We start from the raw sequence: 14,681 nt of genomic DNA, 5'->3' as shown, positions 1-14,681 counted from the left end.
AGCCGGCCTTCCAGTGCTAACGCATGGGATGGCCGGCTGTTGTCATTCATTGAACCGATGCGTCATACGCCTTTAGTTTGTCATGAATGTCTACACTCGTTCTGCAGCGTAGAAGATCCGCGAACAATTCACGGCTTTCATTCTGACAAGTATGCAGCAACCGCTCTTTCAATTCCAGAATCGCATGCCCTGACATGCTAAGCTCGTCAACATCCAACGCGAGCCAGATCGGCAGCGCGCTTAAGTCGCTCGCCATTTCCCCGCAGACGCCTACCTTGATGCCCTTGCTCTTAGCTGCTTCTACAGTCGTTCTAAGCATCCGCAGAATAGCAGGATGGAACGGATCGTACATGTAGGAAATCTGCTCATTCATCCGGTCTACAGCCAGTGTAAACTGCACGAGATCATTCGTGCCTATGCTGAAGAAATCCACTTCTTCGGCAAGCAGATCTGCGATCTGTACCGCTGCCGGCAGTTCAATCATAATGCCGGTCTGAAGCGCTTCGTCGAACGGAATCCCTTCTTCTTGCAGCTCCCGCATCACTTCTTTCAACAGCCGGTTGGCAGCGCGTACTTCCTCCACAGAAGATATGAGCGGATACATGATTTTGACCTGACCATAGTGGCTTGCGCGTACAATCGCCCGAAGCTGTGTCTTGAATAGGTCCGTCCGATCGAGACTAATCCGAATGGCACGATAACCAAGGAATGGATTATCCTCCTCTGGCAAATCGAAATAATCTAGATGCTTGTCGCCGCCGACATCAAGCGTACGAATGATAAGAGGCTTGCCATCAAGCCGTTCTGCTACGCTGCGATAGACGTCAAACTGCTCATCCTCGCGCGGGAAACGCTGGCGGTCCATGTACAGAAACTCTGTACGGAATAGTCCGACGCCGTGCGCACCGCTGCTGAGTGCCACTTCAAGCTCTTTCATCGAGCTAATATTCGCTGCGAGCTCAAGCTTCTTACCGTCCGGTGTAACCGGCTGGACATTAGCGAAGCCTCGAAGCCGCTGACGGTCCTCCCGCTCCTGCTTCTGCAGCTCGCTGTAATGATCCACTTCTTCAGATGCCGGATCGATGATGACGATGCCTTCCGAGCCATCGATGACGAGCATTTCTCCCGTCTGGAAGGGATCCTCCTGCGTATCGTCAATATCGAGGCCTACCACAAGCGGGATCCCCAGCGCTCGCGCCATAATAGCCGAATGCGACGTTGTGCTGCCGGATAACGTTACGATACCAAGTACGTGCTGCGGATTCAGATGCGCCAGCTGGGATGGTGACAGCTCCTTCGCCACTAGGATGAACGGCTGCGTATCCGACGGCAGCGTAATCTCTGGTGCACCAAGCAGATGCTTCAGCAGCCGATTGCCGACATCCTTAATGTCCAGTGCGCGCTCTTTCATGTATTCATCGTCGAGCAGATCAAACATCGCAACGAAATGGTCGATCGCTTCTTTCACGGCCACCTCCGCTGCTTTGTACTGCCGTTGGATCATTCCTTGAATTTCATTCATAAAAGCCGGATCGTCCAAGATTGCTAAATGCGCATCGAAAATCGTCGTCTCCGCCGGCCCAACAACTTCACGAAGCTCATCCTTCATCTGCTCGATCTCAAACTTAGAGGTGCGAATCCCTTCATACAATCGGTCGAACTCACGTGCGAGATCTGCGACGTCTATTTTCTGATCGGTCATTTCCCATTCCCAGTTGGGTAGAACGAACGATTTGCCGATAGCTATGCCTGGTGATGCTCCAATTCCGTTAATCATCGCTTCTCCCCCCACCGTCTCTTTCTGCTAAGACGACCGACATAATCGAAGTCTGGCCTTTTTTCACCGCTTTGAAAGGTGCAAACCGCCATGTCTTCACCATATCGGAATTTGTAATAACCATTGGCGTCGCAAGCGATTTACTCGCCTTGCGCACACGATTCAGATCAAAACGGATGAGCAGCTGTCCAGGCATAACCGTCTCGCCTTCCTGCACAACCGCTTGAAAATAACCTTTATCCGTCAGCTTCGAAGTCTCTATACCGATATGCAGCAGCACATCCAAGCCTACATCGGTCCTAATGCCAATCGCGTGCATCGTCGGGTAGATCATCAGCACGGTGCCTTTCACAGGCGACACAAGCTCTCCCTTGTCCGGCATGAACGCAACGCCTTGCCCGACAAGCTTGCCCGCGAATATGGGATCAGGCACATCCTCAAGCGGCATCATACGACCCTGCATCGGTGAGCAGAACAGCACTTGCGATTGCCCGTTGCGAATAACTTTGTTCATCTCTTCCTTAATCAGCTCAGAGAAGGTACCGAACACGACCTGCACATGTCCTCCGCCAAGTCGAATAACACCGGCCGCGCCTAGATTACGGAGCGCATTAATATCGAGCTGTTTCTCGTTAGACACCTTCAGGCGAAGACGTGTAATGCACGCTTCCATTTGTACGATGTTCTCCTTGCCCCCGATAGCCTCAAGAATAAGGGGCGCACGGTAAGGAATATCTCCTGCCCATTCATCCAGCTGCGAGCCTTCCTCGCGTCCAGGCGTAGGAATCCGGAAGCGTCTGATCGCCCAACGGAACAATACGTAGTAAATAATGCCGAACACAAGACCAATCGGCAAAATGAGCCAGCCGCGCGTCGCAAGATGCTCGTTCAGCACGTAATCGATAGCACCAGCCGAGAATGAGAAGCCGTGGCGAATACCCAGCTCATATGTAACCCACATCATGACGCCTGACAACAGCGCATGTACAACGAATAAGTAAGGCGCCACGAACAGGAACGCGAATTCAATCGGCTCCGTTACACCTGTCAGGAACGATGCGAGCGCAGCCGTTAGAAACGTTTTGCGAATCTTTGGCTTTAAGTCTTCACGCGCTTCTTGAATGATCGCCAAGGCGATAGCCGGCAGCGCAAACATCATCGTCGGATAAAGACCTGCCATATACGAACCAGCTGTCGGATCACCGGCGAAGAAACGCGGCAGATCACCGAATGCAACGGTGCCGTCCGGAGCGGTATAACCACCGACTTGGAACCAGAACACGTGATTCAACAGATGATGCAATCCGAATACAACTAATATTCGGTGTATAAAGCCATACAGAAACACGCCAAATCCGCCAGCGGAATCAACGATTTCTCCCAAACGAATTAAACCGCTCTGAATGTCATCACTTGCGCCAACCATTAACGATGAGAAAATAACGGCAAACACACTAACGAACAACGGTACAAACCGTGGCCCACCAAAAAATTGTATATATTCAGGAAGCTTAATATTTTTGAAGCGTTCGAAACTTAGTCCCGATACAAGCCCCATGATAGCGCCGATCATAACGGTCGGTTCAATATCCGGATTCCCGGCACTCGTAATCCCCTTATAAATAAACATGGCGACAAGCGCCGCCATCCCTGCCGTTCCAGCATTGCCGGACATGCCGAGCGCAACGCCTATAGCGAAAATATACGGCAGAAACGTAAAAATAGCTTGGCTTGCCAAAGCCAAATAGTCGGCCATCTGCGCCAGATGGATTCGATCCCACGGCAGCACGCTAAGGCTAAGAAATATGGATGCTGCTGGCAGAGCGATCATGGGCAGCATGAATGATCTGCCTAGCTGCTGCAGTCTTCCGAGCACGTTCACTCGCCGCTGCCTCCTCTCGTATTTCATGGTGAAACAAACTTATACGTTCGTGGACATTAGTTAGATCGTAAATGCTGCTTCGTATTTTGTCAAAGAAATGAAACAAGAAAGGCTGTTTCCAGCGTCGTTCGCCGAAAACAGCCCTTGTTCACTGACTCATCTGTACCTAGTGCTGATTCGATTCATAACCGCCAAAATGCGATATAACAGGGCCCGCTTGGTTATAAGCATTCGTTGCTTCATAAACCGGATGCTGGCCTGTATGGCTTTGCGCTGCATATCCCGTGTTTATGTGGGACGCACCAAAATGCTGCGGCTGATAGAATCCTTGGTTCAGCTGATTCGATTGATTCGATTGATTGAACAGTTGATTTACAGGACCGCTGCTGTCCTGACCTGCTTGATAGCCGTAACGGGAAATAACTGGACCCGCCACGTAATGTCCTCCAGTGCTTGCTTGCGCATAGCTATGCGATTGCAGAGGCTGTTGAGCGTGTTGTGGGTGCAGGTCGGGACCCGCTTGCCAGCCTACACGAGAAATGACAGGGCCAAGCGATTGGCTCATTGGCGTATATTGTTGATAGTGCTGATTTCCACCGAATGCCGATTGGTTAGAAAAGTTTTGATGGCTGTTCGATTGATAACCCGAAGGAATGACACCAGGCTGACCAAAGCTCGGTTGGCTTAACTGTCCTTGGTAATGAGACTGTACATAGTGGCCCGCTTGGTTCGGTTGCTGCTGTTGGAAATTGGACTGAAATTGCGAGCCTTGCTGGTTAACTGGATACATTCGATGTCATCCTCCTCAAGATGCTTGCATAAGTGAAGTCTCAAGCGATAGGGCATTTCGCCATATGATTGCTTGGAGACCTGTTTTATTGTGGCAAGAGACATCGAATAATATCACAGCATTATTTGGATTTTCCATGCGGCAGAAGAATGGAATCTTCCACCTTGATACAACGATCCATGACGACGAACAAACCGCCGTCTTGTGCAATCGAAGCTGCTTCTTCATTGGCAATCCCAAGCTGCAGCCACAACGCCTTCGCCCTGATTGCAACAGCTTCTTCCGCTACTGGAGGCGTATGCTCGCTGCGGCGGAACACGTTGACGATATCAACAGGCTCAGGGATATCGCGAAGCGTCGCGAAGCTTTTCTCGCCAAGAATGGTCTCCGCGTTAGGATTAACCGGTATAATCCGGTATCCCTTTGCCTGCATCGCTTGAGACACCATATAGGACGTACGATCCGGTTTATCGGATAAACCAACAACCGCAATCGTAATCGACCGTTCTAGCAGCTCTTTCAGCTGCTCTCTTGAAGGATGTGAATATGCCATCTCGAAGCCTCCCGCCTGTTCATGTACTTCCATATATCAAGTAAACAGCACCTGTAGGAATATGTCCGAGTTAACCGAAATTTACTCTACCCACTCCACTTGTGCGCCAAGCGCCTTCAGGTGGTCGAAGTAAATTGGATACGACTTGGCAACATGATGCGCGTCTTTGATCCGAATTGGACGCTGCGAGCGCAGGCCTACGATCGTCAGCGCCATAATCACGCGGTGATCATAGTGCGCGTCGATTTCTACGCCGCCTTCAACGCCTTCAGGACGACCATGAACGATAATTTCGCTCTGGCGCTCTTCCACATTCGCGCCGGCTTTGCGAAGCTCGTTCAGGTAATCCGTAATGCGGTCGCATTCTTTGTAACGAAGATTCTCAACGTTATAGAAACGGGATGTACCTTCAGCGAACACAGCCGCTGCTACCATTGCAAGCACTGCGTCCGTTGCAACGTCACCGTCGAACTCTACGGCTTTCAGCTTCTTGTTGCCTTGTACGCGAACTACGGCATCTTCGTGCGTCAGATTTACGTTCATCATGCGAAGCACGTCAACAATAGCACGCTCGCCTTGCTTGCTCTTCTCTTCAAGACCACGCAGCGTAACGTCAGATTCTGTAACAGCCGCAGCTGCGAGCACTGCCGCCGAACCTGGATAGTCGCCTTGTACGCGGTAAGTCTTCGCAGCATACTTCTGGCGGCCTGGAATACGATAGTGCATCAGGTCTTCGCTCGCATGAATAACGATGCCCGCTTGCTCGATGACTTCGAGCGTCTGACCGATAACGATCTTCGATTTCAGATCATGCAGCACTTCAATTTCGCTGTCTTCTTCAAGCAGCGGCGTCAGGAACAGCAGTGCGCTCAGGAACTGCGAGCTAATGTTGCCGGATACCGTAATTTTGCCGCCTTTCAAGTTGCCGCCGCGGATCGTAATTGGCAGCTTGCCTTCGCGATGCTCAATTTGTGCGCCGAGCTGCTGCAGCGAATCGATCAGATCGTCGTGTGGACGCTTACCGAGCGAATCGGGATACGTGTTCACGAACGTAATTTCAGGGCTTAGGGATGCAATCGCCATCAGGAAGCGAAGCACTGCGCCAGCATTGCCGACGTTCAGTTCTTTCACATTGCTTGGACGGCTGCCGAAGCCGGTAATGACGATTTTCTCATCATCCTCTTCAACTGTGGCGCCTAGATCACGAATGCAGCGGCGCATAGCATCGCTATCTTCGCTATGTGCAGGGTAATATACCGTGCTCGTACCTTCTGCGAGTGCTGCAACAAGCAGGTAACGAGTCGTATAGTTTTTGGAAGAGAGTGCTTGTATATCACCTTGAAGCTTAGGAGTTGGGGTTACGATAACATCCATATTCGTTGAATCTCCTTTATTTATGTTATGTAAATTGCGCAGTCCATTGCTCAATAATTGCGCTGCATACATCTTCCGGCGACAAGCCGGTCGTATCAACAGATAGTGTGGCAAAATCATACGCCGTTCTGCGTGCATCAAGCAAGCGCCGCACGTTAGCGGCAGCATCGCCTTGCAGCAGCGGCCTAGATGGATCGTTGCCTACGCGCGCAATGATATGCGCTTCATCTGCCTTGAGCGCAACGACGAACGCGTTGTCCAACATGCAGGTCCGATTGGTCTCACGCAATACGGCCCCACCGCCAGTCGCAATGACTGCTGGTTGTTCTAAGGTCATTAATGCCTGTAGAGTAGTTGTCTCTACATCGCGGAAGTAGTCTTCGCCGCCTTCAGCGAACAGCTCAGATATCTTCTTCCCTGAACGGCGCTCGATCTCTTCATCCGAATCGATACGCTGCCAGCCCAGCCGCTCCGCGAGCAGCCGAGACACGGTCGATTTGCCTGTCCCCATGAAACCAACAAGGACGATCTTGTTCGTCGTGCCAGTGCCTGCAGCGACTTTATGAGGATTGGGTTGTCCACTCATCAGAATTCTCCTAAAAGCAATTTGCTAAGCAAACGCTTAAGCATACGGCCTTATCATACCATTTTTTCCGTAAAGCCGGGTATAAAAATCTTTCTTTTGCCGTAGAGATGATAATAGTACATGTGATCTGGAAGGGGCCGTCGTTCATGAACGTTAATTCAACGTCAAATTCAAGCAATAACCCTGCAGCAATCCGCGTCAGCCGGTTGCTCGACAGCAGTTACCCACTCACCCGAGATGATGTCATCTGGCTGCTGGAATATATTAAAAAGAAAGTGGCTGACGCAGACCCAAAATTATTGGATCTGTCGCAGCCACATTTGCTTAAAACGTTTCATTCATTCGCCGAGGCGTCCATGAGTCTCATTCAGCGGAAGAACGGCGACCATGAGGTCGATCGTCTTCGCCGTTGGCTGAAGGATGCAGTGGAAAGCGTGTCGTCCCCGTTACACTAGGACAACCCCCATCCCTCTCACCTACTTAAGCCAATTAGTTGCTCATCCAGTTGTGGTGGAACGTGCCTTCTTTGTCCAAACGTTTGAACGTGTGAGCGCCGAAGTAGTCGCGCTGTGCTTGCAGCAAGTTAGCAGGCAGGCGCTCTGTGCGGTAGCTGTCGAAGTATGCGATCGCGCTTGCGAACGAAGGCACTGGAATACCTTGTGCTACAGCCGTTCCTACAACTTCACGCCATGCGCCTTGGTACGACTCAACGATCTCTTGGAAGTAAGGATCGAGGAGCAGGTTGGACAGCGCAGGGTTACGGTCGTATGCGTCTTTGATGTTCTGCAGGAAGCGTGCACGGATGATGCAGCCGCCGCGGAAGATCATTGCGATATCGCCGTAACGCAGGTCCCAACCGTACTCGTCGGAAGCAGCGCGCATTTGTGCGAAGCCTTGTGCGTAGGAGCAGATTTTGCTCGCGAACAGTGCTTTGCGCACGTTCTCGATGAATGCTGCTTTGTCGCCTTGGAATGGAGCAGTTTTAGGTCCTTTGAGCAGCTTGCTAGCCGCAACGCGCTCTTCTTTCATAGCCGAGAGGAAACGTGCGAATACCGATTCCGTGATGATCGACAGTGGAACGCCCAGGTCGAGCGAGCTTTGGCTCGTCCATTTGCCTGTGCCTTTTTGGCCTGCCGAGTCAAGGATAACGTCAACCATCGGTTTGCCCGTCTCAGGATCGTATTTGGAGAAGATGTCAGCCGTGATCTCGATCAGGTAGCTGTCGAGCTCGCCTTTGTTCCACTCCGTGAAGATTTCGTGCAGTTCTTTAGCGTCGAGGCCAAGAACCGATTGCAGCAGGTTGTACGCTTCGCAGATGAGCTGCATGTCGCCGTACTCAATGCCGTTGTGAACCATCTTGACGTAGTGACCTGCGCCGTCTGGTCCGATATATGTGCAGCATGCATCGCCGTTAACTTTAGCCGAGATAGCTGTCAGAATTGGCTCAACGAGTTTGTAAGCCGACTCTTGTCCGCCTGGCATGATGGAAGGACCTTTCAGTGCGCCTTCTTCGCCGCCGGATACGCCCGTGCCGATAAAGCGGAAGCCTTTAGCTTCGAGGTCTTTGCTGCGGCGCTGCGTGTCAGGGAAGTATGCGTTACCGCCATCGATGATGATGTCGCCTTCTGTCAGATAAGGAACGAGCGAGTCGATCGTTGCATCCGTACCTGCGCCAGCTTGAACCATGATCAAGATTTTGCGAGGAACTTCAAGGGAATTTACGAACTCTTCTACGGAGTACGTAGGCACCAGGTTTTTGCCTGCTGCTTCTTTAACCAGATCGTCCGTTTTCTCACGGGAGCGGTTGTATACTGATACAGTGAATCCTCTGCTCTCAATGTTAAGGGCCAGGTTTTTACCCATTACGGCAAGGCCGATGACGCCGATTTGCTGTTTAGACATCTGTTTCTTCCATCCTTTATCTCACATTATTTGTTTCACAATACATCCTATTGTACTCGTTTTGCTCGCTGATGAAAACCGCAGTTTAGGAAAAAAGCGCCTTCATTCATTACTTTTTCTAATCGCATTATTAAGTCTTCGTTATTCGGAGCAAAATTAAAAGCAGGTTCGGCGCCTTAAAGGCCGCCTCCCCTGCTTCGTTTGCATATCCTAACTCTTATCATTTACAATTCGTCACAGCTCCAGCTGAAGCATCTCCGCACGAAGTCCTACAAGCTTTTCCTTCGACGATGTAATCGTCTCCTCATCATTGTTCGACAACGCCTCGTATAGTACCGACAACTCATAATCGAGCTCGTAGCGTAGAACGACCGCACGTTCCTCCGCTCTTTTTGACTGGAACGCCTGAATCATCTCTTCAATCGTTACAAACGGTTTTTTCTGATAAATAATCCGATGTTCCATGCCGGACACCTCCACTAAACGTATAATTTCACCGAACATAATGTTCTCGATAACGATTTGACGGTCTTTAATCCGCTTCACGACCGCATGGCCGCGTGTGTCGTTGATTAGCTTCTCGATTAACTCCGACAGCTTCTCGTCCTTAATCAAATAGTCGCCAACAATTTTATACCGCTGCTTGATTCGCTGGAATCGAAGTTTAACTAACTTGCGACCCGTACGAATCGAGATTAGAAATTGGTATTCCGTCTCGCTCCAATACAGAGAGTAGCCTTCCTGAATCAGATCCCGAATGAGATTCTGGATTTGCCGGCGGTCGAATCGCAGCTCCAAATTGCAATATTCAACTTCGTGGCTCTTGTTCAACGGCAATCCCTCCCTTGCTTCGGTGATGATCAATCAGTAATTGGCGGAATGTTCTGACAATTACCTCTCGTATCTAGTTTATACTTCATCTTATGTTCTGGCAACTTGGATTATTGACTATTTTTGAACGTTGGAGCGCCCGATTTGTCCCGGCCGTAGACAGATCGACCATCCAGCGCGTGCTGTGACAATTACTTGTTGAGGAAGAGGGGTATTGTCATCCTATTCACCCTCCCCGCTTCATTATCCATCTTCCGAAAAAAAAGTTCTTGCTCTGCGCGTCCGAAATTTCGAACCTCTCTGCAATGGCATGCCAACAGGGCGACACAGCCTATCCGGCCGCATCACCCTCCACATTTGTCACGTCTAAACTAGCCGCTCACAGCCTGCCTGCTCGGCCGCAGTACGACCGCACCAAATGCAAGCAGCACGACAGCGAACAGCAAAATGATGAACACAGGTACTGCGATGGTACTTATGCCCCCGCCACCAGATAAACGATCCGCAGCCTCCAGCAGCCACTTCTGAGGTGTGAAATTCGCCAGCTTCTGCATAAAGTCCGGCATAATCGAGATCGGCCAGAAACAGCCGCCAAGCATACAGGTTGGTGTGATGACTAGATTTCCGATATTGCTGAGCTGCATGCTGTTGCGCACAAGGCCGGCAACCGCCGAAGCAAGACCAACCGAAGTAATTAGGAAGCATTCTAGCAGCAGAAGAAGCATTACTGGAGAGAAGCCAGGATCATAGCCGAATAGGTAACAGCATAGTCCGACCATTACAATTAACTGCAGCGTCCCTACCGCTGCGCTTCCGAGAAAGTTGCCTAGTGCAATCTGGTAGCCGCGGACTGGAGCAGTGAACATACGTGCCATCGTCCGCTGTTCGCGGTCTTCCATAATGAATGAAATTGAACGCATGACCAGCAGCAGGACGAATAGCAGCATCAATCCGATTACTTCCGGATTCGCAATCGTCTCGCCAATTTGCATATCTGCATTTTGGGTTGTAATCCGATTCTCTTGTATTGTTGCTAACAGTTGGTCGAGACTCGCTCTATCCAATTGATTGGATTGCGCGAGAAGCGCCGCGGCATGGGACATTTTCTCGGTAACTGCTTCTAATGTTAAAGCGAGCGATGCATTCCACAGCTGTTCATTCATTCGATAGAATACGATCGATGGCGATTTCCCTTCCAACAGTTGATCCGAGTAATCTGCAGGGATGATGATGGCGGCATTGATATCTCCGTCTTCGAGCGATTGCTTCAATTGCTCATCCGACCCCGAATTAACAGTTGTAATCTCATACTTCGGCTCCTGCTCAAGCTGCTTCCCTATCATCGCTCCATAGGAGCCCTTATCTTGGTTCAAAATCGTAATCTTCGGCTCTGTATCACTAGTCGATGCAAACAGCGCTACAATACCCGCGAGCACAACAGCCGGGAGCAGAAGGCTCATAAAGATATCCCGCCTAGTGGACATGACTCGGCGAATGAGCAGCAGCGCAATCGTTATACTAGGCATTGACCTTCACCACCTTCGACATTCTCGCTGCACCTACTGCGAGCAGCACAACTGCAATCATGGCAAGCACGCCAATTGGCATCCACAGATCAGTACCATCCACACCGTTCATAATGCCTCTTAATCCTTTGGTCGACCAATAATTAAGGGTGAACTTGCCAAGCTCGCCAACCGTTCCATCCAAATTCGCAACCATACCTCCGCTGAGGAAGGTCGCAACAAATATGAAGATGCTGTAGAAGGAGCGGAATGCTTGGTTGGATTTGAAGAAGGATGCCATCACGATTGAAAGACCAATACCCGCCGCAATGGATAGTAAGCATACAAGCGCGGTCAGATCGAGCCGATTGCCCCAATCAACATCATAAACAAAGGTTGTGAACGCAATGATGACAACGGACTGTGCAATGCCGAAGCAGACGACGCCTGCTAATTTGCCGTACACAACCATATTGAATCGCGACGGCTGCGTATAGATCCGCTGCAGGGTGAAGTTTTGTTTCTCGTTCTGCAAGGCGATCGTTCCCGTCATGCCTGCATACAGCAGGAACATGATCAGATTCGAAACGGCGTAGTATTGATTGGCATTCACCGTGCCGAATAAATGTCCCGCGCTCGCGCCAAGCGTTCCGACCTTTACCGTCTCTGCCGAAGCGTCCGTGCTTGTTGCTCCCACTTCTGTATTCGCCGCATTATCAATTCCATTGATCGCTGCCGCCTGACTCAAGTTCATTTCTGACAAATATCGGTCCTCTACAGCCCGAACAGCGATGTTGCGAGAATCGTCGTGTCCCGGCATCAGCACCCAATGGGCTGAATTGCCTGCTGCAACATCGTCCGAGAATCCCTTCGGAATGACGATGCCGTAATCATATCGTCCGCTCTCAACGGATTGGCGCGTCTCTTCCTCAGACTGTGCGGCTTCCACTACTGCATATTGCTTTACTTTATCCGAATGCCAGTAGTCGTCGATTGAACTGCTCATGACGCCGGTATCTTCTATAAACAGTCCAACCTTGGCAGGCTTCATCTCCCCGCCGAACGCATGACCTAGCAGCAGAATAAGGACAAGCGGCTGAAGGAACAGCGTCAGTATCAGGTTCCGCATCCGGGTGAATGCGAGAATCTGATATTTCGCAGCCGTTAAGAATGCATGCATGTTCAATCCCCTCCTTATCCTTATTGATCGCGAAGCGAACGGCCCGTTAATTGCAGAAACAACGTCTCAAGCCCAGGCTCTGTGCGTGTCATCGTTCGAAGTGAAATGCCGTATTTGTGGAAAATAAACAAAATGTCCTGCAAAATCGCAGCCGAATCTTTGCAGATGACTTCGATAATCCCTTCACCAATAGAGCCAGCTTGCTTAACGCGCGGCAAGCTGCTGATCTCTTCCAATGCTTGCGGCTCTTCGCGATCAAGCTCGAATGCCAGCTTCGTATCTTGACCTGCTAACAATCGAAGCTGCTCCATCGTTCCGCAAGCAATCAGCTTGCCTTGATCCATGACGCCGACGCGCGTACAGATCGCTTCAACCTCTTCCATGTAATGACTCGTATAAATAATCGTCGAGCCAAGCCGGTTCAGCGTTCGAACGGATTCGAGAATATGATTGCGCGACTGCGGGTCAATGCCGACGGTTGGCTCATCCATAATGATCAGCTTGGGACGATGAACGATCGCACAAGCGATGTTAAGTCTGCGCTTCATACCGCCCGAGAACGTCGAGGGCTTATCTTTCGCCCGATCCAGCAAACCAACGAACAGCAGCGCTTCATCTACCCGCTCCTTCAGAAGCTTTCCTCTAAGCCCATACAGTTTCGCGAAAAACGTGACATTTTCTTTAGCTGTCAAGTTCAAGTAAATCGCAAGCTCTTGCGGAACGAGTCCTATCTGACGTTTCACATCAATCGGCCTGCTCTTAATCGAGCTTCCTCCGACTGTGATATCTCCGCCGTTCAAATCAATCAGCCCAGACAGCATCCCGATCGATGTGCTCTTGCCTGCGCCGTTAGGACCGAGCAATCCGAAAATCTCGCCTTCCTCGATCTCAAGGTTGAGATGATTGACCGTCATCACCGAATCGTATTTCTTCACGACATCGCGGAAATGAACAATTGCGTTCATCGTATCTCTCCACTCCTCATATCTCATCTATTGATCTCATTGTATAATGGCGGCCGTGCGCCGACAGGTATAGAAAGTCATTCCTTGCGTATGACGAAAGTCATCTTCATCCAATCCTCATCCGAACCGGAATACAGGTATGCTATAATGGGTCAAAAAGTCAGATGGAGACTCCCCTCAATGACGCTGCTCATGACATGGTTACGCCATTTATTCATCATCATCCCAGCAGCTGCTACATTGTTGGCTCGCCCTGCCGATCTATCCACCAGCCTCTTCATCATCTGTGTCCTACTTGCCGTTCTCGCGGTCAAGCTTGGTGAATTATTGCCACGCCTCGCACCGATGCTCGCTGTGTGTGAGCTGATCGGCTTCGGGGCTATGTCCTATAAGTGGGACGGCTATCTGTTTCTAATGCCGTACTCCACCTTAATCGCCATCTATGCGCTATCGTTCAAACCGCGCAGCTTATCCGCGTGGGCAACCGGCGGCCTAGCTGTCCAGATTAGTGCGATGAATGGCAGAGAGCCGGAGCTGATGTTTACCGCCTGCTTGCTGTGGCTGTTGTTATCTGCTGTCCTAACGGCTGCGAAGCAGTACGACGAGAAGTCAAATCGGACGGAGCTACTATACGATCAGCTTGCTCAACAGAACGAGGCGTTGGAGGCGGCAAGACGACGCGTCGTGGAGTATGCTGCACAGATCGAGCTGTATGCACAGACCGAGGAACGCAATCGTATCGCGAGAGATATTCATGATGATCTGGGACATCGATTGATTCGGGTCAAAATGATGGCGGAAGCCGCTCTGCATCTATTCGATCACGATGCAGAACGTGCTCGCAGTACCGTCGAACAGATGCGCGACCAGCTGCAGGACAGTATGGATCGAATGCGGCACACGGTGCGCAAGCTGTCGGCATCCGATGAGGAGAGCCGCGTCTACTCGCTTGATAAGCTCGTCCGTGAAGCCAGTGACATGCTTAGCATTGAACTATCCTTCACGATTACCGGACGTCCGGAGCCGCTGTACCCAAGCATCGAATATGTGCTGTATCGTAACGCGCAGGAAGCGATCACGAATGCTGTCCGCCATGGCGGCGCGTCGCATGTTGCGGTGAATTTGGATTTTCGGCCAGATGGTATCGTGTTGTCCGTCGAGAATGATGGTTCGCTGCCTGCCCAGCCTATAACAAGCGGCCTTGGCATGCGAGGCATGCAGGAGCGCGCCGCACTCGTTGGCGGCACGATTACCTGCCAAGCGGCAGATCGTTTCATTGTGAGGACTTGGGTTCCAAGCCATCAACCGACACGCGCCTTGAATCAAGGAGGGTGAA

Annotated in this window: 13 protein-coding genes; 2 read left to right on the top strand and 11 right to left on the bottom strand. The window is 50.9% G+C overall.

Annotated features, from left to right (window positions below; translation table 11 throughout):
- Window positions 1–46: 46 nt before the first annotated feature.
- The 6 genes from ptsP to DFQ01_RS05350 form a co-directional block, all read right to left on the bottom strand.
- Window positions 47–1,777 (bottom strand): phosphoenolpyruvate--protein phosphotransferase, encoded by a 1,731-nt coding sequence (gene ptsP, locus DFQ01_RS05375; RefSeq protein ID WP_110042864.1) that lies wholly within the window; start codon window positions 1,775–1,777, stop codon window positions 47–49.
- Entirely contained in the window at window positions 1,770–3,659 is a 1,890-nt protein-coding gene (locus tag DFQ01_RS05370; protein WP_110042863.1) for a glucose PTS transporter subunit IIA, read from the bottom strand. The genes ptsP and DFQ01_RS05370 overlap by 8 nt, the downstream gene beginning before the upstream one ends.
- A gap of 166 nt (window positions 3,660–3,825) precedes the next feature.
- Complete coding sequence (locus tag DFQ01_RS05365; protein ID WP_110042862.1) at window positions 3,826–4,449, bottom strand: hypothetical protein; 624 nt, start codon at window positions 4,447–4,449, stop codon at window positions 3,826–3,828.
- 121 nt (window positions 4,450–4,570) lie between these two features.
- Window positions 4,571–5,002, bottom strand: coding sequence for a CoA-binding protein (locus DFQ01_RS05360; protein WP_110042861.1), 432 nt, complete (start codon window positions 5,000–5,002; stop codon window positions 4,571–4,573).
- An 81-nt stretch (window positions 5,003–5,083) separates the two neighbouring features.
- Entirely contained in the window at window positions 5,084–6,376 is a 1,293-nt protein-coding gene (gene aroA / locus DFQ01_RS05355) for a 3-phosphoshikimate 1-carboxyvinyltransferase (RefSeq protein WP_110042860.1), read from the bottom strand.
- Window positions 6,377–6,401: 25 nt separating this feature from the next.
- Window positions 6,402–6,962 carry a shikimate kinase gene (locus DFQ01_RS05350; RefSeq protein WP_110042859.1) on the bottom strand — a complete coding sequence of 187 codons (561 nt, stop codon included), beginning with the start codon at window positions 6,960–6,962 and terminating at the stop codon, window positions 6,402–6,404.
- Between the two features lie 146 nt (window positions 6,963–7,108).
- On the opposite strand from DFQ01_RS05350, the gene DFQ01_RS05345 reads away from it, so the two are divergent.
- Window positions 7,109–7,417 carry a hypothetical protein gene (locus DFQ01_RS05345; RefSeq protein WP_110042858.1) on the top strand — a complete coding sequence of 103 codons (309 nt, stop codon included), beginning with the start codon at window positions 7,109–7,111 and terminating at the stop codon, window positions 7,415–7,417.
- 34 nt (window positions 7,418–7,451) lie between these two features.
- On the opposite strand, the gene gndA is transcribed toward DFQ01_RS05345, so the two are convergent.
- From gndA to DFQ01_RS05320, 5 genes are all read right to left on the bottom strand, one after another.
- Window positions 7,452–8,864 (bottom strand): NADP-dependent phosphogluconate dehydrogenase, encoded by a 1,413-nt coding sequence (gene gndA / locus DFQ01_RS05340; protein ID WP_110042857.1) that lies wholly within the window; start codon window positions 8,862–8,864, stop codon window positions 7,452–7,454.
- Window positions 8,865–9,098: 234 nt separating this feature from the next.
- A complete protein-coding gene (locus DFQ01_RS05335) occupies window positions 9,099–9,695 on the bottom strand; it encodes a hypothetical protein (RefSeq protein ID WP_110042856.1) in 597 nt (198 codons plus the stop codon).
- A gap of 371 nt (window positions 9,696–10,066) precedes the next feature.
- Entirely contained in the window at window positions 10,067–11,221 is a 1,155-nt protein-coding gene (locus tag DFQ01_RS05330; RefSeq protein ID WP_110042855.1) for an ABC transporter permease, read from the bottom strand.
- Entirely contained in the window at window positions 11,214–12,380 is a 1,167-nt protein-coding gene (locus DFQ01_RS05325; protein WP_110042854.1) for an ABC transporter permease, read from the bottom strand. Before DFQ01_RS05325 ends, DFQ01_RS05330 begins: the two co-directional genes overlap by 8 nt.
- A gap of 20 nt (window positions 12,381–12,400) precedes the next feature.
- The gene (locus tag DFQ01_RS05320) at window positions 12,401–13,345 is read right to left on the bottom strand and encodes an ABC transporter ATP-binding protein (protein ID WP_110043258.1); all 945 of its coding nucleotides are present in this window, start codon (window positions 13,343–13,345) and stop codon (window positions 12,401–12,403) included.
- Between the two features lie 180 nt (window positions 13,346–13,525).
- Here DFQ01_RS05320 and DFQ01_RS05315 point away from each other — a divergent pair, with 180 nt between their 5' ends.
- Window positions 13,526–14,680, top strand: coding sequence for a sensor histidine kinase (locus DFQ01_RS05315; protein WP_174812424.1), 1,155 nt, complete (start codon window positions 13,526–13,528; stop codon window positions 14,678–14,680).
- The last annotated feature ends 1 nt before the right edge of the window (window position 14,681 follow it).

Source organism: Paenibacillus cellulosilyticus (assembly GCF_003182255.1).
GTDB classification, from domain to species: Bacteria; Bacillota; Bacilli; order Paenibacillales; family Paenibacillaceae; genus Paenibacillus_T; species Paenibacillus_T cellulosilyticus.
The sequence above is the reverse complement of the archived record's forward strand: the minus strand, read 5'-3'. Positions and strand labels throughout refer to the sequence as shown.

Excerpts from the sequence above, each read along its gene's own strand:
- DFQ01_RS05315 (WP_174812424.1), top strand. The coding sequence starts at position 13,526 with ATGACGCTGCTCATGACATGGTTACGCCATTTATTCATCATCATCCCA.
- gndA (WP_110042857.1), bottom strand. The coding sequence starts at position 8,864 with ATGTCTAAACAGCAAATCGGCGTCATCGGCCTTGCCGTAATGGGTAAA.
- DFQ01_RS05350 (WP_110042859.1), bottom strand. The coding sequence starts at position 6,962 with ATGAGTGGACAACCCAATCCTCATAAAGTCGCTGCAGGCACTGGCACG.
- ptsP (WP_110042864.1), bottom strand. The coding sequence starts at position 1,777 with ATGATTAACGGAATTGGAGCATCACCAGGCATAGCTATCGGCAAATCG.
- DFQ01_RS05325 (WP_110042854.1), bottom strand. The coding sequence starts at position 12,380 with ATGCATGCATTCTTAACGGCTGCGAAATATCAGATTCTCGCATTCACC.
- aroA (WP_110042860.1), bottom strand. The coding sequence starts at position 6,376 with ATGGATGTTATCGTAACCCCAACTCCTAAGCTTCAAGGTGATATACAA.
- DFQ01_RS05345 (WP_110042858.1), top strand. The coding sequence starts at position 7,109 with ATGAACGTTAATTCAACGTCAAATTCAAGCAATAACCCTGCAGCAATC.
- DFQ01_RS05320 (WP_110043258.1), bottom strand. The coding sequence starts at position 13,345 with ATGAACGCAATTGTTCATTTCCGCGATGTCGTGAAGAAATACGATTCG.
- DFQ01_RS05330 (WP_110042855.1), bottom strand. The coding sequence starts at position 11,221 with ATGCCTAGTATAACGATTGCGCTGCTGCTCATTCGCCGAGTCATGTCC.
- DFQ01_RS05360 (WP_110042861.1), bottom strand. The coding sequence starts at position 5,002 with ATGGCATATTCACATCCTTCAAGAGAGCAGCTGAAAGAGCTGCTAGAA.
- DFQ01_RS05365 (WP_110042862.1), bottom strand. The coding sequence starts at position 4,449 with ATGTATCCAGTTAACCAGCAAGGCTCGCAATTTCAGTCCAATTTCCAA.